Genomic DNA, 21,448 nt, shown 5'->3' on the forward strand with positions numbered 1-21,448 from the left:
CAGGATTTGGTAAAGTGTACTGGATAGCTTCTATTCGGTACACTTTCATTTTGTGACAAAAAGGGGAGAAACCCGTGGTATTCAGCAGCCTGCTGTTCCTGTTCTGCTTTTTGCCGGTGACCTTCGCGGTCTACTATATCGCGCCGGTGCGGCTGAAAAACGCCGTCCTGCTGGTAGCGAGCCTCGTCTTCTATTCGTGGGGGGAGATCCGCTTCTTCCCGGTGATGATCGCGGTCATCCTCGTCAACTACTTCGCGGGACTGGCCATCGGCCGGTGGAAGCGGAACCGCGCGCTCAGCCGCGCCGTCCTGCTCCTGTCGCTCGTTTTCAGCATCGCGTGGCTCGTCTTCTTCAAGTACAGCAATTTCCTGATCGACAACTGGAACACGCTGACGGGGATGGCGGTGCCCTATATCGAAGCGGCCAGGACCCTCCCGCTCGGCATCAGCTTCTACACCTTCCAGATCATGACCTATACGGTCGACGTCTACGCGGGCAAGGTGGAGACCGAACGCAACATCATCAATTTCGGCACCTTCGTCGTCCTTTTCCCGCAGCTGATCGCCGGCCCGATCGTCAAGTACTCCGACATCAGCCGCGAGCTGCACAGCCGTAAGATCACCCTCGGCGCGGTGCAGGACGGCATCGGGCTCTTCATCCTCGGCCTGGGCAGCAAGGTGCTGCTCGCCAACTCGATCGGCGCGTTGTGGAGCGACGTGGCGGCGGTCGGGTTCGCGAACGTCTCGACCGCTTCGGCGTGGCTCGCGCTCATCGCCTTCACGCTCCAGATCTACTTCGATTTTTCCGGCTATTCGCTCATGGCCATCGGCATGGGCAAGGCGCTCGGGTTCACCTTCCCGCAGAACTTCAACTACCCCTACATCTCCCGCAGCGTCACCGAGTTCTGGCGGCGGTGGCACATGACCCTTTCGGGGTGGTTCCGCGACTATGTCTATATCCCGCTCGGCGGCAGCCGCAGAGGCCCGGCGCGTAACGTCCTGAACCTGCTGGTCGTCTGGGCGCTCACCGGGCTGTGGCACGGCGCGAGTTGGAACTTCGTGCTGTGGGGGCTCTACTATTTCGTCCTGCTCATGATCGAACGGATGGGCCTGCGCGTGTTTCTGGACAGGCACCCGCTCATTTCTCACGCCTATTCGCTGCTGGCGGTCATGCTCGGATGGGGGCTCTTCGCCATCGAGGGGAGCTTCGGCGCGCTCGGCGTCTTCTTTGGGAAACTGTTCTCCCTTACGGGCGGGAATGAATGGATGTTCTACCTGCGCAACTATGCGGTCGTGCTGGCGCTGGGAATCCTCTTCTCCATGCCGGTGCTGAACCGCATCCGCGACCGGCACCCGAAGGTCTGCCGCGCGCTCGCGCTGCCGTTTTTGGGGCTCATACTGGTGCTTTCGGTCGCCTATCTGGTGGACTCCACCTACAACCCGTTCCTCTACTGGAACTTCTGAGGAGGAAGCATGATGCAGACCTTAAAAAAATATCCGCTCGTCTTCCTCTTTGCGGCCTTCCTGCTGATCGTCTCGGCGGCGAACCTGCTGACCCCCGACCGGGAGAAGAGCGAGCTCGAGAACCGCCCGCTCGCCCAGAGGCCGAAGCTGACGGCGACGGCGCTGCTGGCGAAGGACCAGGAGAACAAGTACACCCAGCGGTTTGAAACCTACCTCAACGACCAGTTCGTCGGGCGGGACGGGTGGATTACGCTCAAATCGGTGAGCGAATCGGCGCTCGGAAAGATCGAGAACAACGGCATCGTCTACGGGTCGGACAACTACCTGTTCGACCGGTACGAGACAGTGGACGAGCGCCGGTTTTCGATGAACATCGAGCTGCTCGGGACCTATCTGGCCTCCTACCGGGACACCGCGCCGATCACTGTGGCGGTCATCCCGAACTCCTATGAGATCCTCGCGGACAAGCTCCCGAAGGGCCTGCAAAACGTCAACCAGGCGGCGCGCGTCACTGAAATCTACAGCGCGCTGCCCGGCGGCGCGGACACGCTCGACCTCTTCCCGGTGATGCGGCTCGCCGCGTCGGAGCGGCAGGCCTACTACCGCACCGACCACCACTGGACGACCTGGGGCGCCTACAACGCCTACCGCGCGTTCGTCGAGTCCCGGGGACTCAAGGCGGTGGAATTTTCCGTGCTGGAGCCGCTGAGAAGGGAGGCTCCCGGCTTCTACGGCACCTACTTCAGCAAGTGCAAGCTCTTTTCCGCGGTCCCGGACACGATCGAGTGGTACGATATCCCCGTCTCCTCGGTCACGGTGGGCGGGGAGGAGAAGCCCGGCCTTTACGACGCGGAGAAGTGGGGGGAGCGGGACAAGCACGCCGCCTTCCTGTGGGGCAACAGCGACCTGACCGTCGTCAAATCGGAAAACAACCTCAACCACCAGGAGGGGCGGACCTCCCGCGTCCTGCTCATCAAGGACAGCTATGGGAACCCGTTCGCGCCCTTTCTGACCTACAGCTACGACGAGGTGTGGATGGTCGACCTGCGCAACCTGACGGCGCCGATGAGCGAGGTCATGGCGCGGGCGGAATTCGACGACGTGCTCGTGATGTACAACTTCGAAAACTTCGCGCAGGACTCGAATTTCACCTTCCTCAACCGTTGACGATCAAAAAAGGCAGCCGCCCGCGGGCGGCTGCCTTTTTTATTTTTTCGTCTGTTCGGGCGGGTCGCCGTCGGGCAGGGCGTCGAAGTCTGGAATCTCCGCCTTCATCGGGATATTGAGCTCGAGCGTGCGGGTATCCGCGCCCGCGCCGGGCGCTTCGCCGGGATTCTCCGGTTCCGCGGGAGGGAACTTGCCCCAGCGCTTGCCGATCTTCCCGGTGAGGATCAGGATCAGATAGAGCAGCCCGAAGAGGAGCAGGAACCCGAAGAGGAACCGCAGAAACACATAGGCGTTGTCGGGCTGCGGCTCCACATAGCCGGGATACCGCTCGGGCGGCAGGTAGGGCGAGAGGCCGGACGCGTCGGTCGAAAGGGCGATCACCGCCGCCTCCGTTGCCGCGACCTCCGAAGGCCCGCCGGGGGTGGCGGCGTAGCCGCCGTCCTGCTGCCGGAAGGATTGGAGCGCGTCGTGCAGGTCCCGTCCGTTTTTGGTGAACCGCGCGTCGCCCAGGCCGATGCCGCAGGTGCGCACCGCCGTCAGGACCGCCGCGGTGCTTTCGCAGTCGGGGCGGCCGTTGCGGAGGAAGGCGCCGTCCTCATCCTGCTGGGTGCTCAGCCAGGAGAGCGCCCGGTTGACCGCGGTGTTCACGTAGGGGATGTCCCGGCTCGCCGCGAGGACGGTGACCGCCCGCGCGGTGGTCCGTACGTCCGGGTCGCGCCCGGCGGCGGAACCGAACCCGCCCGCGCGGAGCTGGGAGGATACGATATAGTCGATGACCGCGGTGGGGGAGTTGTGCGCGGAGACGGGAGACTGCGCGTCCGCCGCGCTGTAGGCGGCCAGCGCCAAAAGCGCGCCGTCCAGCCCCTCCTGGTAGATGTTTTCATGGGAGTAGAGGGCGGAAACTAGGTCGGTCTTTTCAAACGAGGCGGGATCCTGCCCGCTCTTGACCAGCCCGATGATGCCCCGTTCCAGCGCGCGGGGAGAGGAAAATCCATCCGCTACGCTGCCGCGCAGGTCCCCGGACAGCCTGGTAACGGCGTCCTCCCGGACGGCCTGTCCGCCGAGCGAATAGGCGAAAATGCTGTTTTCTCCCGGGGGATTGGCGTCGAGGTACCGCCAGGTCTGTTCGGCGACGGGGGCCGGGGCAGCGTCGCCGGGAAGGGTTTCGGCGCTGGCCGTGACGGCCGAAAACAGGAGCAGCGCGCCAGCGGCAAAGGCCGCGAACCGTCTTTGCAAGCAGCAGTTCCCCTTTCATTAAGTGGCTCATAAAAGTATAATACATTGCCGGGTGGATTTCAACTGCATTTGGAAATACATTTTTGCCCAAAATAGGGTTTGAAAGATGCGCCTCCATCATGTATAATAGCTAGAGGAATATCGACGGAAAACGAATAAAGAAGGTGCTCATGTGGCGACAAAATTTATTGTGCCCCTCCAAAAGCTGATCAGGGATTTTAACCTTGAGGTGGTCTATCTTCCCGAAGACGCCGCCGGGATCTCCATCTCCACGCCCGAGGTCAACCGGCCGGGGCTGCAACTGTCCGGCTTTTTTGATTATTTCGACCACCAGCGGATGCAGATCCTCGGAAAGAGCGAGTTTGCCTTCCTCGACCAGTTCGACGAGGAGGAGCGCACCCGCCGCGTGGACGACTACTTTGCAAGTCAGCCCTCCGCGGTCGTCATCACCCGGAACATCGAGGTGACCGACCGGATGCGTTCCGCCGCGCAGAAATACAAGGTCCCGTTGCTGCGCACCGCGGACGGCACCTCCGCCTTCATGGCGGGGCTCATCGGGGAGCTCAACGTCGAGCTCGCCCCCCGCGTCACCCGCCACGGCGTGCTTGTCGAGGTCTACGGCGAGGGCATCCTGCTGCTCGGGGAGAGCGGCGTCGGCAAGAGCGAGACGGCCATTGAGCTCGTCAAGCGCGGCCACCGCCTCATCGCGGACGACGCGGTGGAGATCCGGCGCGTCTCCGCCAAGAGCCTCGTCGGCTCCTCGCCCGAAAATATCCGCCACTTCATGGAGCTGCGCGGCGTGGGCATCATCAACGCCCGCCGCCTCTTCGGCATCGGCGCGGTCAAGATGACCGAGAAGATCAACATGATCGTTCAGCTCGAACAGTGGGACGCCGCCAAGGTGTACGACCGGATGGGCATGAACGACGAATACACCGAGGTGCTCGGCGTGCAGATCCCGTCGCTGACCATCCCGGTGAAGCCGGGGCGCAACCTCGCCATCATCATCGAAGTCGCGGCGATGAACAACCGCCAGAAGCGCATGGGCTACAACGCCGCCCAGGAGCTGCTCGAAAAGCTCGGCATGGTCGAGCCGGACGGCGGCAACCCCACCGACTGGGGAGATTTCTAATCCGGAAAGGAACCTGACTGCATGCAGATCATCGCGGAAACCCACAGCCACACCGTTGCGTGCGACCACGCGTTCAGCACCCTCTATGAGAACGTGCGGTACGCCGCGCGCAGCGGAATCCGATTTCTCTGCGTCACCGAGCACTGCCCGGCGATGGAGGGCGCGCCGGGCGGGATGTTTTTCAGCAACCTGCCCAACGTGATCCCCGACCTGATGGAGGGGGTCGTCGTCCTCAAGGGCGCGGAGACGAACATCATCGATTACGAGGGGGGCCTCGACCTGCCCGACCGCAAGCTCGCGCGGCTCGACTGGGTGATCGCCTCCTACCACATCAACTGCCTCGCGCCCGCCACCGAGGAGGAGCACACCGCCGGCTGGCTCGCAGTCGCGAAGAATCCCCTCGTCGACGTGATCGGCCACGCGGGGGACGAGCGCTACCGCTTCGACGTGGACGCCGTCGTAAAGGCGTTCGCCGAAAACGGCAAGATCGTCGAAATCAACGCCCACTCCTTTGAATGCAGGCCCGGCTCGGCGGAAAACTGCCGCAGGATCGCGGAGAGCTGCAAAAAATACGGGGTGCGGGTGGTGTGCAGCTCGGACGCGCACTTTTTCACCCAGATCGGCAATGTCGGCGCGGCCGTCGAGATGCTGGAGGAGATCGGCTTCCCGGAGGAGCTTGTCATGAACGCTGACTACGGGCGCTTTCTGGCGCTCGCGCGGGAAAAGAGCGGGCGTCCGCTGATATAAAGCCACCAGGAGGACATCAAGAGGAAAGGGAGAGCATACGATGAGTTATTACGTGGGAATCGACCTCGGCGGCACCAACATCGCCGTCGGCGTGGTGGACGAGGACTACCGGATCGTCGGCCGTGCCAATGAAAAGACCAAGGCGTTCCATCCGGCGGAGGAGATCGCGGACGACATGGCGGCGACCGCGCGCCGGGCGGTCGAAAACGCGGGCGTCACCTTCGACGAGGTCGCGTGGGTGGGCGTCGGGACGCCCGGCACCGTGAACCCCGAAACGGGCATGGTGGGACTCGCGGCGAACCTCGGCTTCCACGACACCCCGCTGGGAATGCTCGTCGCGGAACGGCTCGGCAAGAAGGTCTATGTCGAAAACGACGCCAACGCCGCCGCTTACGGGGAACTGATGGCCGGCGCGGCCAAGGGGCTCGACTCGGTCATCCTGATCACGCTGGGCACCGGCGTGGGCGGCGGCATCATCATCGACGGAAAAATCCAGTCGGGATTCAATTACAAGGGCGCGGAGCTCGGGCACATCGGCATGGTCTACCAGGGCGTGCCCTGCACCTGCGGCCGGCGCGGCTGCATCGAGTCCTACTGCGCGGTGACGGGGCTCATCCGCATCACCCGCGAGTCCATGCAGCTCAACGCGAAATCCAAGATGTGGGAGCTCGCGGAGGGCAGCCTCGACAAGGTGAGCGGCCGCACCGCGTTCGACGCGATGCGCGCAGGCGACGAGGCGGGCAAGGCGGTTGTCGACCAGTATATCGACTACCTCGCCTACGCGGTCAGCGGCATCATCAACCTCTTCCAGCCGCAGGCGGTCGTCATTGGCGGCGGCATCAGCAAGGAGGGGGAGACTCTCTTCGGTCCAATGCGGGAGCGCGCCTATCCGCAGACCTTCAACCACGACCCCAACAACTGTTCGCAGATCATCAAGGCGAAGCTCGGCAACGACGCGGGCATCATCGGCGCGGCGCTGCTCGGCAAACAATACAAATGATTTTCCAGGAGGCTTCATGAGCGGGATACACGAGCTGCGGGCGTACTGCGAATCGATCGGGTGCGCCTGCCATGCGGACGAACCGATGTCCAGGCACACGTCGTTTAAAATCGGGGGGCCGGCCGACCTGCTGGTCCGCCCGGCGGACGCTGAGACGGCCGCGAAGGTTATGCGGCGGGCGGGGGAGCTGGGCGTTGCGCTCACGATCATCGGCAGGGGATCCGACCTGCTCGTCTCGGACGAGGGGATCCGGGGCGCGGTGCTCTCCTTCGACGAGCAGGCCGCGAAGCCCGGGATGCAAGGCCCGGAGACGATCTTCTGCCCCGCGGGCGCGAGCCTGACGGCGCTCTGCGTCTTCGCGTGGCAGCGGGGGCTGTCGGGGCTGGAATTCGCCTACGGCATCCCCGGCAGCGTGGGCGGCGCGGTCTATATGAACGCGGGCGCCTACGGCGGCGAGATGAAGGATGTGCTTGAAAGCGTCCGCTGTCTCACGCCGGAGGGCGGGGAACGCGTCCTCGGCGCCGCGGAGCTGGAGCTCTCCTACCGGCACAGCTGGTTTACCGGCCGTCCCGGGCATCTCATCACCGGCGCGGCTTTCCGGCTCCAAAAGGGCGACCCCGCCGCCATCCGCGCCAAAATGGACGATCTCATGGAGCGCCGGAAGCAGAAGCAGCCGCTCGAATACCCGAGCGGCGGCAGCACCTTCAAGCGTCCGGCCGGCTCCTACGCGTCGGCGCTCATCGACCGGTGCGGGCTCAAGGGCCGCCGGGTGGGCGGCGCGATGGTCAGCGAAAAGCACGCGGGCTTCGTCATCAACTACGACAACGCCACCTGCCGCGACGTGCTCGCGCTCGTCGAACTGGTCCAAAAGGAAGTGCTGGAGAAGACCGGCTATACGCTCGAATGTGAAATCAAACTGCTCTGAGAGCGCCCGCCAGGCGGGCGGAAAAGGAAGCCTATGGAATTTGTAATCATCACCGGCATGTCCGGTTCGGGAAAATCCCGCGCGATCGCGGCGATGGAGGATATCGGCTACTACTGCGTCGACAACCTCCCGCCCAAGATGGTCAAATCCTTCACCGACCTGTGCCTTCAGGCGGAGGATAAGGTGGATAAGGTCGCGCTCGTCATCGACGCGCGCAGCCGGGAAATTTTCGGGGACATCTTCGAGGGGATCGAGGAGTTTCTGGAGGCGTCGAGCGGGTTTCAGACCCTCTTCCTCGACTGCGAGGACGCGACGCTCATCCAGCGGTATAAGGAGACCCGCCGCACCCACCCGCTGATGGACGACGAAAACACCTCGATCGAGGAGGCCATCGCGGAGGAACGGCGGCTGCTCTCCCGGCTGCGGGAGTGTGCCGACTATGTGATCGACACCACCTACCTCTCGGTCAACCAGCTGCGGGAAAAGGTGGTCGGCATCTTCCTCGACGACAAAAACCAGGCGATGCTCGTCAACTGCATGTCCTTCGGCTTCAAATACGGCCTGCCCAAGGAGGCGGACCTCGTCTTTGACGTGCGCTGCCTGCCGAACCCCTTCTACGTGCCCGAGCTCAAGAGCCTGACCGGCCTCGATGCGCCGGTGCGGGAGTACGTCCTCAAATGGGAGCAGGCACAGAAGCTGATCCCCAAGCTGTTCGACCTCGTCGACTACCTGCTGCCCCTCTACCGGGACGAGGGGAAGACCCAGCTGACCATCGCGGTCGGCTGCACGGGCGGGAAGCACCGCTCGGTGGTTTTCGCGCAGCTTCTGGAGGAGCACATGCAGGAACAGAAGGTGCGCAGCACCGTGACCCACCGGGATATCGCCAAGCGCAAGGAGTAGCCATGTCGTTCGCCTACCGCATCAAAAGTGAAATCTGCAATAACAGGCCGTTTCGCCAGCGCCGCAGGTGGGCGCTCGCCTACGGCCTTTTGCTGTTCGGACGCGCGTTCGGGCCGGAGGAGATCTCGCTGCACACCGAGCACAAATTCGTCGCGCGGCTCTACGCGGACAGCATCTCCGACCTGGTGGGCCTCGGCGGGAGCATCACCCTGCGGGAGGTCAAGCGCAAGGACCGCCGGAGCGTCTACCTCGTGACGGTGGACAGCCTCTCCGACCGGGTCGCCGTGCTCTCCCGTTTCGGGTGCAGGGCGGGGGAGGACCCCCGCCGCGTCGACTTCACGCATGTCCCCGAGGAGGAGGCCGCCGCCTTTTTGAGCGGGGCGTTTCTGGCGTGCGGCGCGGTGTCCGATCCGGAAAAGGGCTACCGCGTCGAATTCGCGACCCAGCACCAGCCGCTCGCGGACGACCTCGCGGCGCTGCTCGCGGAATATCTCGCGCCGCCCAAGCGGACGGTGCGCCGCAACGACTACCTGCTCTACTACAAGGAGAGCGAAAACATCGAGGACCTGCTGACCTACCTCGGCGCGCCCAAGTCGTCGCTCGAATTGATGGAGGTCAAGATCGTCAAGGAGCTGCGCAACCGGGTCAACCGCGCCACCAACTGCGAGACGGCCAACATCTCCAAGACGGTCAACGCGGCGCTCTCCCAGATCGAGGACATCCGGCTGATCGAAGCGTCGGGAGGCATCGGTTCGCTCGACGAGGAGCTGCGGGAGCTCGCGCGGCTGCGGCTGCAAAATCCGGACATGTCCCTGAGGGAGCTGGGGCAGGCGCTTACGAGCCCGATCTCCCGGTCGGGCGTCAACCACCGCCTGCGGCGGATATCCGAATACGCCGCGGAGCTTCGAAGGAAAGAGCACAGGGAGGAACAGGCATGATTCTGACGACGACCCCTTCGGTGGAAGGGAAGCATATTACGGAATATCAAGGCGTCGTGTTCGGCGAGGTGATCGCGGGCGTCGATTTCATCAAGGACTTCACCGCCGGGCTCTCCAACTTCTTCGGCGGCCGCTCGGGGACCTATGAGGAGGAGCTGCTCCGGGCGCGGGAGGAAGCGATGCGGGAGCTGGAGGGGCGCGCGCGGGCGCTCGGGGCCGACGCGGTCGTCGGGATTGACGTGGATTACGAGGTGCTCGGCGCGAACAACGGCATGCTCATGGTGACCGTGTCGGGCACGGCCGTGCGGCTCGGATAGGGCGTAAGAGGAACGGGCAAAGGGGGAACGGAAATGGCCGATTTTGCGCATCTGCACGTACATACCGAATACAGCCTGCTCGACGGCGCCTGCCGGATCGAGCGGCTGGTCGAGCGGGTCAAGGCGCTCGGGCAGTCGTCCGTGGCGATCACCGACCACGGCGTGATGTTCGGCGCGATCGACTTTTACAAGGCCGCCAAAAAGGCGGGCGTCAAGCCGATCATCGGGTGCGAGGTCTATGTCGCGCCACGCACCCGCTTCGATAAGCAGCACAAGGTCGATTCCTCCCCCTACCATCTCGTGCTGCTCTGCAAAAATAACACCGGCTACCAGAACCTGATCAAGATGGTGTCCGCCGGGTTCGTCGAGGGCTTCTACTCCAAGCCGCGCGTCGATCACGACCTGCTCGAGGAGTATCACGAGGGGCTCGTCTGCCTGTCGGCCTGCCTCGCGGGGGAGATTCCCCGGATGCTCGCCGCGGGGGATTATGACCGCGCGAAGGAGACGGCGCTCTGGTACCAAAACGTCTTCGGCGAGGGAAATTACTATATCGAGATCCAGAACCACGGCATCCGGCTTCAGGAGCAGATCCTGCCCGACCTGCTGCGGCTCTCCAAGGAGACGGGCATCGGCCTCGTCGCCACCAACGACGCCCACTACATCGAGAGGGCGGACGCCAGGATGCAGAGCGTGCTGATCTGCATCCAGACAAACACCACGGTGGACGAGCCGGGCGACCTCGAATTTGAGACGGAGGAATTCTACGTCAAGAGCCGTGACGAGATGGCCGCGCTCTTCCAGAACTACCCCGGCGCGCTCGACAACACCCTCAAAATCGCGGAGATGTGCAACGTCGAGTTCGAGTTCGGCAATACCAAGCTCCCGCTCTTCGTCGCGCCGGGCGGGGAGGACAACCTCTCCTACTTCAAGCGCCTCTGCTACGAGGGCCTGCGCCGCCACTACGGCGATCAGCCCGACCCGGCCGTCGCGGAACGGCTGGAGTACGAGCTGGACGTGATCATCAAGATGGGGTACGTCGACTACTACCTCATCGTCTTCGACTTCATCAACTACGCGAAATCGGTCGGCATCCCGGTGGGGCCGGGCCGCGGTTCGGGCGCGGGAAGCCTCGCCGCCTACTGCATCGGCATCACCGGCATCGATCCCATCCGCTACAACCTGCTCTTCGAGCGGTTTTTGAACCCCGAGCGGGTCAGCATGCCCGACTTCGACATCGATTTCTGTTACGAGCGGCGGCAGGAGGTCATCGACTACGTCGTGCGCAAGTACGGCGCGGACCATGTCGCGCAGATCATCACCTTCGGGACGATGGCCGCGCGCGCGGCCATCCGCGACGTGGGGCGGGTGCTCGGCGTCCCCTACCAGCAGGTGGACGCGATCGCCAAGCTGGTGCCGAACGAGCTGAAGATGACGCTCGACCGGGCGCTTTCGGTCTCGGCGGACCTCAAGCAGATGCGCGAGAGCGACCCCAAGGTGGCCGAGCTGCTCGACATGGCGCGCAAGATCGAGGGGATGCCCCGCCACGCCTCGACCCACGCGGCGGGCGTCGTCATCACCCGCGACCCGGTGGACAGCTACGTGCCGCTCTACAAGGCGGAGGAGACGATGCCGGTCACCCAGTTCACGATGACGACGCTTGAGGAGCTCGGGCTGCTCAAGATGGACTTCCTCGGCCTTCGCACGCTGACGGTCATCAGCTACGCCGAGAAGGAGGCCGCCAAACGCAGTCCCGGCTTTCGCGCGGACAGCATCCCGCTCGACGATCCCGACACCTTCGCGATGCTCACCAAGGGGCAGTGCGTCGGCGTCTTCCAGTTTGAGTCCGCGGGCATGCGCAACGTGATCGCCCAGCTCGGCCCCGAGTCGATCGAGGATTTGATCGCGGTCATCTCCCTCTACCGCCCCGGGCCGATGGAGTCGATCCCCACCTACATCCGCAACCGCCACAACCCCGGGCTCGTCACCTACAAGCACCCGCTCCTCAAGCCGATTCTCGACGTGACTTACGGGTGCATCGTCTACCAGGAGCAGGTCATGCAGATCTGCCGCGCGCTCGGCGGCTACTCCTACGGGCGCGCCGACCTCGTGCGCCGCGCGATGTCCAAGAAGAAGCACGATGTGATGGAGAAGGAGCGGGAGGTCTTCGTTTCGGGCGCGCAGGCAAACGGCGTGCCGCGGGAGACCGCGAACGAGATCTTCGACGAGATGAGCTCGTTCGCCTCCTACGCCTTCAACAAATCCCACGCGGCGGCCTACGCCTTCGTCTCCTACGAGACGGCCTACCTCAAATGCCACTATCCGCGCGAGTTCATGGCGGCGCTGCTCACGAGCGTGCTCGACAACACCGACAAGGTCATCGAGTATATCGGCGAGTGCGGCCGCATGGGCATCAAGGTGCTGCCCCCCGACGTCAACATCAGCGGCGAGGGCTTCACGGTGAGCGGGGACGCGATCCGTTTCGGCCTGCTCGCGGTCAAGAACATCGGCCGGGGCTGCATCCGCGAGCTCATCGCCGAGCGGGAGGAGAACGGCCCCTTCCTCGACTTCTCCGACTTCTGCGAGCGGATGTACGGCAAGGAGACGAACAAGCGCGCGGTCGAAAGCCTCATCAAATCGGGCGCGCTCGACTGCGCCTGCAAGAACCGCCACAGCATGCTGGAGGGCCTCGAGGCGATCCTCGACGACATCGACGCGGCCGCCAAGCGCAATATTTCCGGCCAGATCAACCTCTTCGACAACCCCGACGTGGGGATCAAATCCGCCCACCAGCTTCCGCGTGTGGAGGAATACGAGCCCTCCGAGCTGCTCGCGATGGAGAAGGAGACGACGGGGCTCTATATCAGCGGCCATCCAATGGCGCGCTTTGCCGAGATGATCGAGCAGGAGCACTGCACGCTGATCGCCGATATCTCGAACGCCGAGGAGCGGGGGAGCCATATCGCCGACGGCGCGTCGGTGCGCGTGGCGGCGATCGTCTCCTCCAAGCGGCTCAAATCGACCCGCGGCGGGGAGATGATGGCGTTCGTCATGCTCGAGGACACGAGCGGCAGCATCGAGATGCTGGTGTTCCCAAAGGTGCTCACGCAGTATTCCCACAAGCTCGCGGAGGGCAGCGTCGTCATTGTGCGCGGCAGGGTGTCGATGCGCGAGGAGGAGGACGCCAAGCTGATCTGCGAGGCCGCCGCCTCGCCCGGCGAGCCGCTGCCCGAGGGTTCGCCCGCGGGGGCGGGCCGCTATTCCGGCGCGCCGCGCCGCGAGCGGGCACCGCAGGCGCCCGCACGGCCCGCCGCGTCCCGCAGCAAAAACGCCGGGGCCTACCTGCGCATCGACAGCGCGTCGGCGCCCGTCTACGACCGGGTGAAAAACCTGCTTTCGATCTTTTCGCCCGAAAACGGCGGGACCGGCCGGGACGCCGTGTACTTCTATTTCAAGGACACGGGGAAATACAACGTGGCCGCGCACGCCCTGTGGGTAGATTACAACCCCGTGCTCGAGCGGGAGCTCAAGAAGCTGCTCGGCGCGGAAAACGTCGTATATAAACAATAAATTTCGCGGGTTTTCTTTGAAATTATCCAGTACTATGATAAAAATTAATCAGGTTGAATCAAATCGCTTGCACAAAAGGGACGAATCTTCTATAATTATTTCGGTAAAATGCCGATAATCGGGCATAAGTAAGATTAGAACGCGGATTTTCCGCAGACGGAGGATGCGAGGATATGGAAAACAAGCAGAAAGCGATTGGCGTATTGACCAGCGGCGGTGACGCCCCCGGCATGAACTCGGCGATCCGCGCCGTCGTCAGGGCCGCCCTTCATAAGAACATGCGGGTGATCGGCATCCGCCGCGGCTACAGCGGGCTGCTTGCCCACGATATGTTTGAGATGAACCTGCGCAGCGTCAGCGACACGCTCCACCGCGGCGGCACGATGCTCTATTCGGCGCGCTGCCCCGAGTTCCGCGACGACAAGGGCGTGGAACGCGGCAAGGAGGCCTGCCTCCAGGCGGGCATCGACGGGCTGGTCGTCATCGGCGGCGACGGCTCCTTCCGCGGCGCGCGCGACCTCTCCCTCAAGGGGATCCCCTGCATCGGCCTGCCCGGCACGATCGACAACGACATCGCTTCGAGCGACTATACGATCGGCTTCGACACGGCGGTCAACACCGTCATGGACATGGTCGATAAGCTGCGCGACACCTCCCAATCCCACGACCGCTGCTCGATCGTCGAGGTCATGGGCCGCCGCTGCGGCGACATCGCCCTGCACGCCGGCATCGCCTGCGGCGCGGTTTCCATCCTCGTGCCCGAGGTGCCCTTCTCGATCGACGCGATCGTCGAGAAGATGCAGCGCACCCTGCGCACCGGCAAAAAGCACTTCATCGTCATCGTCGCCGAGGGCGTGACCAGCTCGGACGGCGTCGGTACGGTCCACGACATCGCCGAGGAGATCGAGGCGCGCACCGGCGTCGAGTCCCGCGCCACGGTGCTTGGCCATGTGCAGCGCGGCGGCGCCCCGACCGCCCGCGAGCGCGTGCTCGCCAGCGAGATGGGCTACCATGCGGTCGAGCTGCTTGAAAAGGGCATCGGCAACCGCGTGGTCGTCTGCCACGAGAACAAGATCGTCGACTACGAAATCCTCGAGGCCCTCAGCATGAAGAAGGAATTCAACCGCCATCTCTACGACATCGCGGACGCGATCAGCATCTGATCTGAAAGAAAAAGGCCCCCGGAAGCGCTTGCGCTTCCGGGGGCCTTTTTTTCCGCGCGTGGATTTGCTATAATAGGACAGGATTGGCCCCGCCGCCGGGACGGGCGCGCGGGCGTATCAAAATTCGCGCAAATTTTTCTTCCCTGGGCGCTATCATGAAAAAAGGGGGTGGCGGACATGCTCTTTAACCGGAAACTGGAAAAGCCCCGCGTTGCGGCGGTCATCGCCGCGGCGGGGGCGGCCTCGCGCATGCAGGGGATCGACAAGCAGTTTGAGGAGATCTGCGGGGTTCCGGTCGTCGTGCGCACAATGCTCGCCTTTTCCGACAGCGACTGGATCGACGAGATCATCGTGGTCGCCCGCGCGCAGGATATCCCGACGATGCACGCCCTGATCCGCGCCTGGGGGGTCCCGAAGGTGCGTTCGGTGGTCGCCGGCGGCCAGACCCGCCAGCAGTCGGTCCAAAACGGCGTCGAGGCCGTCGGGTACGAGACGCAGTACGTGGCGGTCCACGACGGCGCGCGCCCGCTTGTGAACCAGCAGGTCATCGCGGACGCGGTGATCGACGCCGTCCGCTACGGCGCGGCGGCGGCGGCCGTGCCGGTGACCGACACCGTCAAGGTCGCGGATGAAAACAGGCGGATCCTTTCGACGCCCGATCGCAGCACCCTGTTCGCGGTGCAGACGCCGCAGGTGTTCGAGCTCGAGCGCTACCGGCTGGCGGCGCGGAAGGCGGAGGAAACGGGGATGGACTATACCGACGACTGCCAGATGCTCGAGGCGGCGGGGTACCCGGTCTATCTCGCGCGCGGGGACTACGACAACATCAAAATCACGACGCCGGTCGACCTCGTGGTCGCGACGGCGATGGTGGAGGCGGCGGAGGGGGAACGCATATGAGCGGCATGAGAATCGGGCACGGCTACGACGCGCACCGGCTCGCGGAAGGACGCAGGCTGGTGATCGGCGGGGTGGAGATCCCCTGGGAAAAGGGATTGCTCGGGCATTCGGACGCGGACGTGCTCGCCCACGCGGTGATGGACGCGGTCCTCGGCGCGCTCGCGCTCGGAGATATCGGGGCGCAGTTCCCCGACAGCGATCCGGCCTATGAGGGCGCGGATTCGGTCGCGCTGCTCGGGCGGGTGCGCGCGATGGCCGAGCAGCGGGGCTGGAAGATCGGCAATGTGGACGCGACGGTCGTCGCGCAGGCCCCGAAGCTCGCGCCATACATCCCGCAGATGCGGCGGCGGCTGGCCGACGCCTGCGGGGTCCCGGCGGAGGATGTGAACATCAAGGCCACCACCGAGGAGCACATGGGCTTCACCGGGAGCGGGGAGGGCGTCAGCGCCCACGCGGTCTGCCTGCTGATGAGGCGCTGACTTTCCGGGGCGTTCCTGCATATGATGATACAGCGGTACCTGCACGCGTTTTGACGCGCGGACTGTACCGCTGTATTTTCTTTTGCCCGCTCAGGCGGGAATACACAGTCGGCAATGCGGCGCGTCCGCATCCATGATTTCATAGCAGGGAGAACGATGCTTATGACAAATATAGATCAGGCCGTGCTGGTGGTCCGTTCCGTCACCAGCGCGATGAAGGGCCAGAAGCTCTTGGAACAGAATGGGATTTCCGCCTATGTGGAGCGCAACACCGCGCCCAACAGCAGACAGGGCTGCGGGTACGGGCTCAAAATCCGCGGCGACGTGGCCGCCGCCGCCGGAATCCTGAGCGCGGCGGGGATCAAGGTCTCGGAAATTCAGCGGGGAGGGTGACCGGATGATCTATTTCGACAACGCGGCCACCACCTTCCCAAAACCCGCTTCCGTCAAGGACGCCGTGGATACGGCGCTGATGCGTTACGGCGCCAACCCGGGACGCAGCGGGCACGACCTGTCGGCCGAGACCGCCAAACAGGTGTTCGAGGTGCGCTCGAAGGCCGCGGAATTTTTCGGCGCGGCGGACGTGGAGGACGTCGTCTTCACCCAGAACTGCACCTACGCGGTCAACACGGTCGTCAAGGGGCTTTTCAAGCCGGGCGACCACGTCATCATCTCCGACCTCGAGCACAACGCGGTCCTGCGGCCGGTCCACGCGCTCACGGTGCAGGGGATCATCACCTACACGGTCGCGGAGACCTTTTCGGACGACGAGGAGACGGTGAACGCCTTCCGCTCCTGCATCCGGCCGAACACCCGCGCGATCATCGTCACGCACGGCTCCAACGTGTTCGGCGTCAAGCTGCCGATCGCGCGGCTGGCGCAGCTCGCACGGCAGTATGGGCTCTACTTCGCGGTCGACGCCGCCCAGACGGCAGGGATCGAGCCGATCGACGTCAAGGGGATGCAGATCGATTTCCTCTGCACGGCCGGGCACAAGGGGCTTTACGGTCCCACCGGGACCGGGCTGCTCATCACCTCGTGCGGCAAGCGCCTGCGGCCGCTCGCGGAGGGCGGGACGGGCAGCGTCTCCTACGATTACCTACAGCCCGATTTCATGCCCGACCGCTTCGAGGCGGGCACCCTCAACACGGTGGGCATCCTCGGCATGGGCGCGGGGATCGACTTTATCCGCCAGAGCGGAATGGAGCGGATCGCCGGGTTTGAGAGCGGGGTGGCCCGGTGCGTTTACGAGGAGCTCTGCGGGGTGAAGGGCGTCCGCCTTTACACGCCCGCCCCCCAGCACGGCAAAAACCTGCCGGTATTCAGCTTCAACATCGACGGCCTCGGCTCGGAGGAGACGACCGCGAAGCTCAACGAAATGGGGTTCGCGGTCCGCGGCGGGCTGCACTGCGCGCCGCTCGCGCACAAAAAATTCGGGACCAACCACGGCGGGACGGTGCGCCTGAGCGTCGGCGCCTTCAACACGCCCGACGAGGGAAGACAGTTCGCGCAGGCGGTCCGGAAGATCGCATATGAGAAATAAAGCCAACCGCGCCATGCGCCAAAAAAAAGATTGATTTGCTGTGGATATGTGATAAAATATAAAAAGGGATTTATGCGGCCGGAATGGTTTCCGGCCGCATCGTCCGAACGTCGAAGGGGAATGAATGTATGGCCGAGCTCTGGTACAACATTGTCAGAACGTTCAGCACGTTTGAGTGGAAAGACGCGCTGGACATCCTTGTCATGGCCTTTTTGATCTACCAGGGCATCAAGCTGGTGCGCGAGACGCGCGCCGCGCAGCTTGTCAAGGGCATCGCGATGCTGCTGCTGCTCTACCTGCTCGCGCAGGCGCTCGAGATGAAAGCCATGCAGTTCATTACAAAGAATATTTTGCAGATCGGCGTCTTGGCGCTCGTGATCGTCTTCCAGCCGGAGCTGCGGCGCGCGCTCGAACAGGTCGGGCGTTCCCGCATCGGCAAGCTGCAGGTCTTTTCAGGCGGGATGAGCGAACAGGAGACGCGCGCCAAATGGGTGAAGTTCATCAACGCCCTGGTGGAGGAGGCTTCCTCCCTCTCGCGCCAGAAGATCGGCGCGCTCGTCGTCATCGAGCAGAAGACCAAGCTCGGCGACATCATCAAGACGGGCACGGTCGTCGACGCCGACCCCACGCCCGAACTGATCGGAAACATCTTTTTCCCCAACTCGCCGCTGCATGACGGCGCGATGATCGTCCGCGAGGGAAGGCTCCACGCCGCGGGCTGTTTTCTGCCGCTCTCCGATAACCAGGAGATCAGCCGCGAATTGGGCACCCGCCACCGCGCGGCGCTCGGCATGAGCGAAATGAGCGACGCGATCGTCGTGGTCGTGTCGGAGGAGACCGGCTTCATCACCGTCTGCCGCAACGGCAAGCTGGAACGGGGGCTTTCCACCGCGCGCCTGCGGGAATATCTGGAAGCGGAGCTCACCCCCGAAAAAGCCGCCGCCGAGCCTTCCGACAAGCGTTTTGACCGCAAGCGGGGGAAGAAGAGCCCCGAGGGGGAAGATACGAATGAAGTTTAACTTTGGACGCCTCCTGGACAACCGGAGGCTGCTCATGATCCTTTCTCTGGTGACGTCGGTCATCATCTGGCTGGTGATCGTCTACTACGTCGAGCCGGATAAGGTTCAGACCATCCGCAACGTTCCGGTCACCATCACCGCCGACCAGGTGGACGCGCTCGCCGCGCTCAACCTGCGCATCGTCGACAGCGAGATCGAAACGGTCGACGTGCGCATCGAGGGCGCGCGCCCCGTCGTCGGCGCGGTAAAGCCCGCGGATGTGGACATCCGCGCGGACCTCTCCGGAATCACCGCGCCGGGCAGCTTCGACGTCGTCCTCTCGGGCGGCAAGACGGGCAACTACAGCGCGGGGGATAAATTCGGCAAGGGCTTCACCCTCGCGCAGACCGACGCGATCAGCCCCACCACCGTGCGCGTGCGGGTGGACCGCCAGGCGCAGAAGACCTTCCAGGTCGCCACCGACATCGAGGGACTCCAGACGCCCGAGGACTACGTCCGCGGACAGACGAAGGTCAGCCCGCGGGAGATCACGATCTCGGGCCCGGAAACCGACGTCGGGCGGATCGACAAATGCGTCGTTTCGATCAGCTTTGACGCGCCGATCACCTCCAGCAAGACCCGCACCGGCCAGATCGTCCTCTACGACGCCGAGGGCAACGAGCTCGACAGCAGCCTGCTGACGATGAGCGCCGAAACGGCGGATGTGACCATCCCGGTGCTCAAGCAGAAGGAACTGCCGGTCAGCGTCGAATATCTGAACGTCCCGTCGGGCTTCCCGATCGACTGGCTGGAGGATGAATACTCCGTCGCATCCCTGCTGGTCGCCGGGCCGGAGGAGCTGATCGACGCCTACAGCCAGCTCGACATGGGGTTCATCAACATTAACGAGATCACCATCGACAGCAACTTTTTCTCCTTTGACGTGAAGGGCTTTTTGCCCTCCGGTTTCACCAACCTCTCGGGGGTCGACACGGTCATCGTGACGATCAAGACCGCCGACATGCTCGAAGGCAACTATACGATCCCTGGCGACAACATCCGGGTCACCAACGTCCCGGTCAACTACAGCGTCACGGTGGAGTCCCCGAGCATTTCGGGGGTGCACATCATCGGGGACGCGGATGTGATGGCGACGCTTTCGGGGTCCGATCTGGTCGCGGAGGTCGACATGTCCACCAAGGACGTCTCCTCGCCCGGACCGTATACCATGCCGGTGCGTATCTCCGCGCCGGGCAAGGGGCTGGCGTGGGCGAGCGGCGACTACACCGTGCTCGTCAACATTAGGGAGCGATAGACAAACCATCCCGAGGGCGCCCGGCCTGCCGGACGCCCTCGTTTTTTGCGGAGGAGGACTTATGCCGATCATCGTCCATTCGATCACGACCTCGCTGGAGGAACCTGCGGAGGCCGCGCTTTCCCGCGCGGCCTCGCTGCTGGGCGTGCGGGCGGCGGACGCCTGCATCGTCAAAACGTCGCTCGACGCGCGCAAGCGGGGCGACATCCACTTTGTGCACACCGTGGCGCTCACGCTCGGGGCCCCCGCGGAGGAGGAGGCCGCCGCCTCCCGCTGCGCCGACCGGCGGGTCTCCCTGCGGCGGGAGGAGCCGCTCGAGATCCCCCGCGGGACGCGGACGCTGGAACACCGCCCGGTGGTTGTGGGCTTCGGCCCCGCCGGGATGTTCGCCGGGCTGCTGCTCGCGCAGAACGGCTACCGGCCGGTCATCCTCGAGCGGGGCGGGGAGATGGACCGGCGGGTCGCGGCGGTCGAGCGGTTCTGGAGGGAGGGGACCCTCGACCCCGGAACGAACGTGCAGTTCGGGGAGGGGGGCGCCGGGACCTTCTCGGACGGCAAGCTGACCACCCGCATCGGCGACCCGAAATGCGGTTGGGTGCTCCGGGAGTTCGTGCGGTTCGGCGCGCCGGCGGAGATCCTCTACCGGGCGAAGCCCCACATCGGTACCGACCGTCTGCGCGAGGTCGTCAAAAACCTGCGCGCGGAAATCTGCTCGCTCGGCGGGGAGGTGCGGTTCGACACCGCGCTGACCGACCTTGTGGTGACGGGCGGACGGCTGCGCGGCGCGCGCACCTCCGCCGGGGAGATCCCCGCCGACGTGCTGCTGCTCGCGGCGGGACACAGCGCGCGGGACACCTTTGAGATGCTCCTGCGGCGCGGTTTTGCGATGGAAGCCAAGCCCTTTTCGGTCGGCGTGCGGATCGAACACCTCCAGGCGGAGATCGACCGGGGGCTCTACGGCGAACACGCGGGACATCCCGCGCTGCCGCCGGGAGAGTATCAGCTTTCCCACCGGGTGGGGGAGCGCGGCGTCTACACCTTCTGCATGTGCCCGGGCGGCGTGGTCGTGCCCGCCGCGTCGGAGGAGGGGATGACGGTCACCAACGGGATGAGCTACCACGCGCGCGACGGGAAGAACGCCAACGCGGCGGTGGCCGTCTCGGTCACGCCCGCCGACTACGGCGGCGGGCCGCTGGGCGGGGCCGCGTTCCAGCGGGAGCTGGAACGGCGCGCCTACGCCGCCGGGGGCGGCGGCTACCGCGCGCCCGCGCAGGACATCGGGCACTTTTTCGCGGGGAAGGCGGGGCTCGACGCCGCGCGGGTGCGGCCGACCTACGCGCGCGGGGTGACGCCCTGCGACTTTCACGAACTCCTGCCGGGGTTCGTCTCGTCAATGCTTGAAACGGGGCTGCGCGCCTTCGGGAAAAAGCTGCCCGGCTTCGACGCGCCCGGCGCGCTGCTCACCGGCGTCGAGACGCGGACCTCCTCGCCCGTGCGCATCCTGCGCGGGGAGGATTACCAGGCGCCGGGGGCCGGGGGGGTCTATCCCTGCGCGGAGGGCGCGGGCTACGCGGGCGGCATCATGAGCGCGGCGGTGGACGGTATCCGCGCGGCGCTTGCCGTCATGGCGGAATACCGGCCGTTCGATTAGGACCGGC

The 21,448-nt window shown here is 64.6% G+C and carries 19 protein-coding genes; 18 read left to right on the plus strand and 1 reads right to left on the minus strand.

Annotated elements, in window-relative coordinates:
* Positions 1-74 precede the first annotated feature (74 nt).
* Both RCI06_RS02210 and RCI06_RS02215 read left to right on the plus strand, forming a co-directional pair.
* Positions 75-1,463, plus strand: coding sequence for an MBOAT family protein (locus RCI06_RS02210; RefSeq protein WP_101550822.1), 1,389 nt, complete (start codon positions 75-77; stop codon positions 1,461-1,463).
* 12 nt (positions 1,464-1,475) lie between these two features.
* Complete coding sequence (locus tag RCI06_RS02215) at positions 1,476-2,630, plus strand: DHHW family protein (protein ID WP_172439212.1); 1,155 nt, start codon at positions 1,476-1,478, stop codon at positions 2,628-2,630.
* A gap of 39 nt (positions 2,631-2,669) precedes the next feature.
* Here RCI06_RS02215 and RCI06_RS02220 read toward each other — a convergent pair whose 3' ends face one another.
* A complete protein-coding gene (locus tag RCI06_RS02220) occupies positions 2,670-3,866 on the minus strand; it encodes a prenyltransferase/squalene oxidase repeat-containing protein (RefSeq protein WP_306573925.1) in 1,197 nt (398 codons plus the stop codon).
* Positions 3,867-4,038: 172 nt separating this feature from the next.
* Here RCI06_RS02220 and hprK point away from each other — a divergent pair, with 172 nt between their 5' ends.
* The 16 genes from hprK to RCI06_RS02300 all read left to right on the plus strand — a co-directional run bounded on the left by hprK (position 4,039) and on the right by RCI06_RS02300 (position 21,441).
* Entirely contained in the window at positions 4,039-4,998 is a 960-nt protein-coding gene (gene hprK / locus RCI06_RS02225; protein WP_101550816.1) for an HPr(Ser) kinase/phosphatase, read from the plus strand.
* Between the two features lie 21 nt (positions 4,999-5,019).
* A complete protein-coding gene (locus RCI06_RS02230) occupies positions 5,020-5,745 on the plus strand; it encodes a phosphatase (protein ID WP_101550814.1) in 726 nt (241 codons plus the stop codon).
* 40 nt (positions 5,746-5,785) lie between these two features.
* Positions 5,786-6,745 (plus strand): ROK family protein, encoded by a 960-nt coding sequence (locus tag RCI06_RS02235; RefSeq protein WP_101550812.1) that lies wholly within the window; start codon positions 5,786-5,788, stop codon positions 6,743-6,745.
* A 16-nt stretch (positions 6,746-6,761) separates the two neighbouring features.
* Positions 6,762-7,670 (plus strand): UDP-N-acetylmuramate dehydrogenase, encoded by a 909-nt coding sequence (gene murB / locus RCI06_RS02240; protein WP_101550809.1) that lies wholly within the window; start codon positions 6,762-6,764, stop codon positions 7,668-7,670.
* 33 nt (positions 7,671-7,703) lie between these two features.
* The gene (gene rapZ, locus RCI06_RS02245) at positions 7,704-8,570 is read left to right on the plus strand and encodes an RNase adapter RapZ (protein WP_101550807.1); all 867 of its coding nucleotides are present in this window, start codon (positions 7,704-7,706) and stop codon (positions 8,568-8,570) included.
* 2 nt (positions 8,571-8,572) lie between these two features.
* Positions 8,573-9,508: a DNA-binding protein WhiA gene (whiA, locus tag RCI06_RS02250; RefSeq protein WP_306573927.1), complete on the plus strand. Its 936-nt coding sequence runs from the start codon at positions 8,573-8,575 to the stop codon at positions 9,506-9,508.
* Entirely contained in the window at positions 9,505-9,825 is a 321-nt protein-coding gene (locus RCI06_RS02255; RefSeq protein ID WP_306573929.1) for a putative heavy metal-binding protein, read from the plus strand. Before whiA ends, RCI06_RS02255 begins: the two co-directional genes overlap by 4 nt.
* Before the next feature lie 33 nt (positions 9,826-9,858).
* Positions 9,859-13,392, plus strand: coding sequence for a DNA polymerase III subunit alpha (locus tag RCI06_RS02260; protein WP_306573931.1), 3,534 nt, complete (start codon positions 9,859-9,861; stop codon positions 13,390-13,392).
* Between the two features lie 173 nt (positions 13,393-13,565).
* Positions 13,566-14,555 (plus strand): 6-phosphofructokinase, encoded by a 990-nt coding sequence (pfkA, locus tag RCI06_RS02265; protein ID WP_101550799.1) that lies wholly within the window; start codon positions 13,566-13,568, stop codon positions 14,553-14,555.
* Positions 14,556-14,732: 177 nt separating this feature from the next.
* Positions 14,733-15,455, plus strand: coding sequence for a 2-C-methyl-D-erythritol 4-phosphate cytidylyltransferase (gene ispD / locus RCI06_RS02270; RefSeq protein ID WP_121585669.1), 723 nt, complete (start codon positions 14,733-14,735; stop codon positions 15,453-15,455).
* Positions 15,456-15,460: 5 nt separating this feature from the next.
* The gene (ispF, locus tag RCI06_RS02275; protein WP_373690835.1) at positions 15,461-15,934 is read left to right on the plus strand and encodes a 2-C-methyl-D-erythritol 2,4-cyclodiphosphate synthase; all 474 of its coding nucleotides are present in this window, start codon (positions 15,461-15,463) and stop codon (positions 15,932-15,934) included.
* A 162-nt stretch (positions 15,935-16,096) separates the two neighbouring features.
* Complete coding sequence (locus RCI06_RS02280; protein WP_158595512.1) at positions 16,097-16,327, plus strand: putative Se/S carrier-like protein; 231 nt, start codon at positions 16,097-16,099, stop codon at positions 16,325-16,327.
* A gap of 4 nt (positions 16,328-16,331) precedes the next feature.
* Positions 16,332-17,477 (plus strand): aminotransferase class V-fold PLP-dependent enzyme, encoded by a 1,146-nt coding sequence (locus tag RCI06_RS02285; protein ID WP_101550792.1) that lies wholly within the window; start codon positions 16,332-16,334, stop codon positions 17,475-17,477.
* Positions 17,478-17,605: 128 nt separating this feature from the next.
* Entirely contained in the window at positions 17,606-18,496 is an 891-nt protein-coding gene (gene cdaA, locus RCI06_RS02290) for a diadenylate cyclase CdaA (RefSeq protein ID WP_242970832.1), read from the plus strand.
* Positions 18,486-19,790, plus strand: a complete 1,305-nt coding sequence (locus RCI06_RS02295) for a YbbR-like domain-containing protein (protein WP_276873025.1) — start codon at positions 18,486-18,488, stop codon at positions 19,788-19,790. Before cdaA ends, RCI06_RS02295 begins: the two co-directional genes overlap by 11 nt.
* Before the next feature lie 61 nt (positions 19,791-19,851).
* Positions 19,852-21,441 carry an NAD(P)/FAD-dependent oxidoreductase gene (locus tag RCI06_RS02300; RefSeq protein ID WP_288233988.1) on the plus strand — a complete coding sequence of 530 codons (1,590 nt, stop codon included), beginning with the start codon at positions 19,852-19,854 and terminating at the stop codon, positions 21,439-21,441.
* Positions 21,442-21,448 lie beyond the last annotated feature (7 nt).

It is taken from the genome of Anaerotruncus massiliensis (ex Togo et al. 2026), assembly GCF_030825285.1.
Lineage (GTDB): Bacteria > Bacillota > Clostridia > Oscillospirales > Ruminococcaceae > Anaerotruncus > Anaerotruncus massiliensis.

Coding starts and splice junctions, on each gene's coding strand:
- RCI06_RS02215 (WP_172439212.1), top strand. CDS start 1,476: ATGCAGACCTTAAAAAAATATCCGCTCGTCTTCCTCTTTGCGGCCTTC.
- RCI06_RS02230 (WP_101550814.1), top strand. CDS start 5,020: ATGCAGATCATCGCGGAAACCCACAGCCACACCGTTGCGTGCGACCAC.
- RCI06_RS02235 (WP_101550812.1), top strand. CDS start 5,786: ATGAGTTATTACGTGGGAATCGACCTCGGCGGCACCAACATCGCCGTC.
- murB (WP_101550809.1), top strand. CDS start 6,762: ATGAGCGGGATACACGAGCTGCGGGCGTACTGCGAATCGATCGGGTGC.
- rapZ (WP_101550807.1), top strand. CDS start 7,704: ATGGAATTTGTAATCATCACCGGCATGTCCGGTTCGGGAAAATCCCGC.
- whiA (WP_306573927.1), top strand. CDS start 8,573: ATGTCGTTCGCCTACCGCATCAAAAGTGAAATCTGCAATAACAGGCCG.
- RCI06_RS02255 (WP_306573929.1), top strand. CDS start 9,505: ATGATTCTGACGACGACCCCTTCGGTGGAAGGGAAGCATATTACGGAA.
- RCI06_RS02260 (WP_306573931.1), top strand. CDS start 9,859: ATGGCCGATTTTGCGCATCTGCACGTACATACCGAATACAGCCTGCTC.
- pfkA (WP_101550799.1), top strand. CDS start 13,566: ATGGAAAACAAGCAGAAAGCGATTGGCGTATTGACCAGCGGCGGTGAC.
- ispD (WP_121585669.1), top strand. CDS start 14,733: ATGCTCTTTAACCGGAAACTGGAAAAGCCCCGCGTTGCGGCGGTCATC.
- ispF (WP_373690835.1), top strand. CDS start 15,461: ATGAGAATCGGGCACGGCTACGACGCGCACCGGCTCGCGGAAGGACGC.
- RCI06_RS02280 (WP_158595512.1), top strand. CDS start 16,097: ATGACAAATATAGATCAGGCCGTGCTGGTGGTCCGTTCCGTCACCAGC.
- RCI06_RS02285 (WP_101550792.1), top strand. CDS start 16,332: ATGATCTATTTCGACAACGCGGCCACCACCTTCCCAAAACCCGCTTCC.
- cdaA (WP_242970832.1), top strand. CDS start 17,606: ATGGCCGAGCTCTGGTACAACATTGTCAGAACGTTCAGCACGTTTGAG.
- RCI06_RS02295 (WP_276873025.1), top strand. CDS start 18,486: ATGAAGTTTAACTTTGGACGCCTCCTGGACAACCGGAGGCTGCTCATG.
- RCI06_RS02300 (WP_288233988.1), top strand. CDS start 19,852: ATGCCGATCATCGTCCATTCGATCACGACCTCGCTGGAGGAACCTGCG.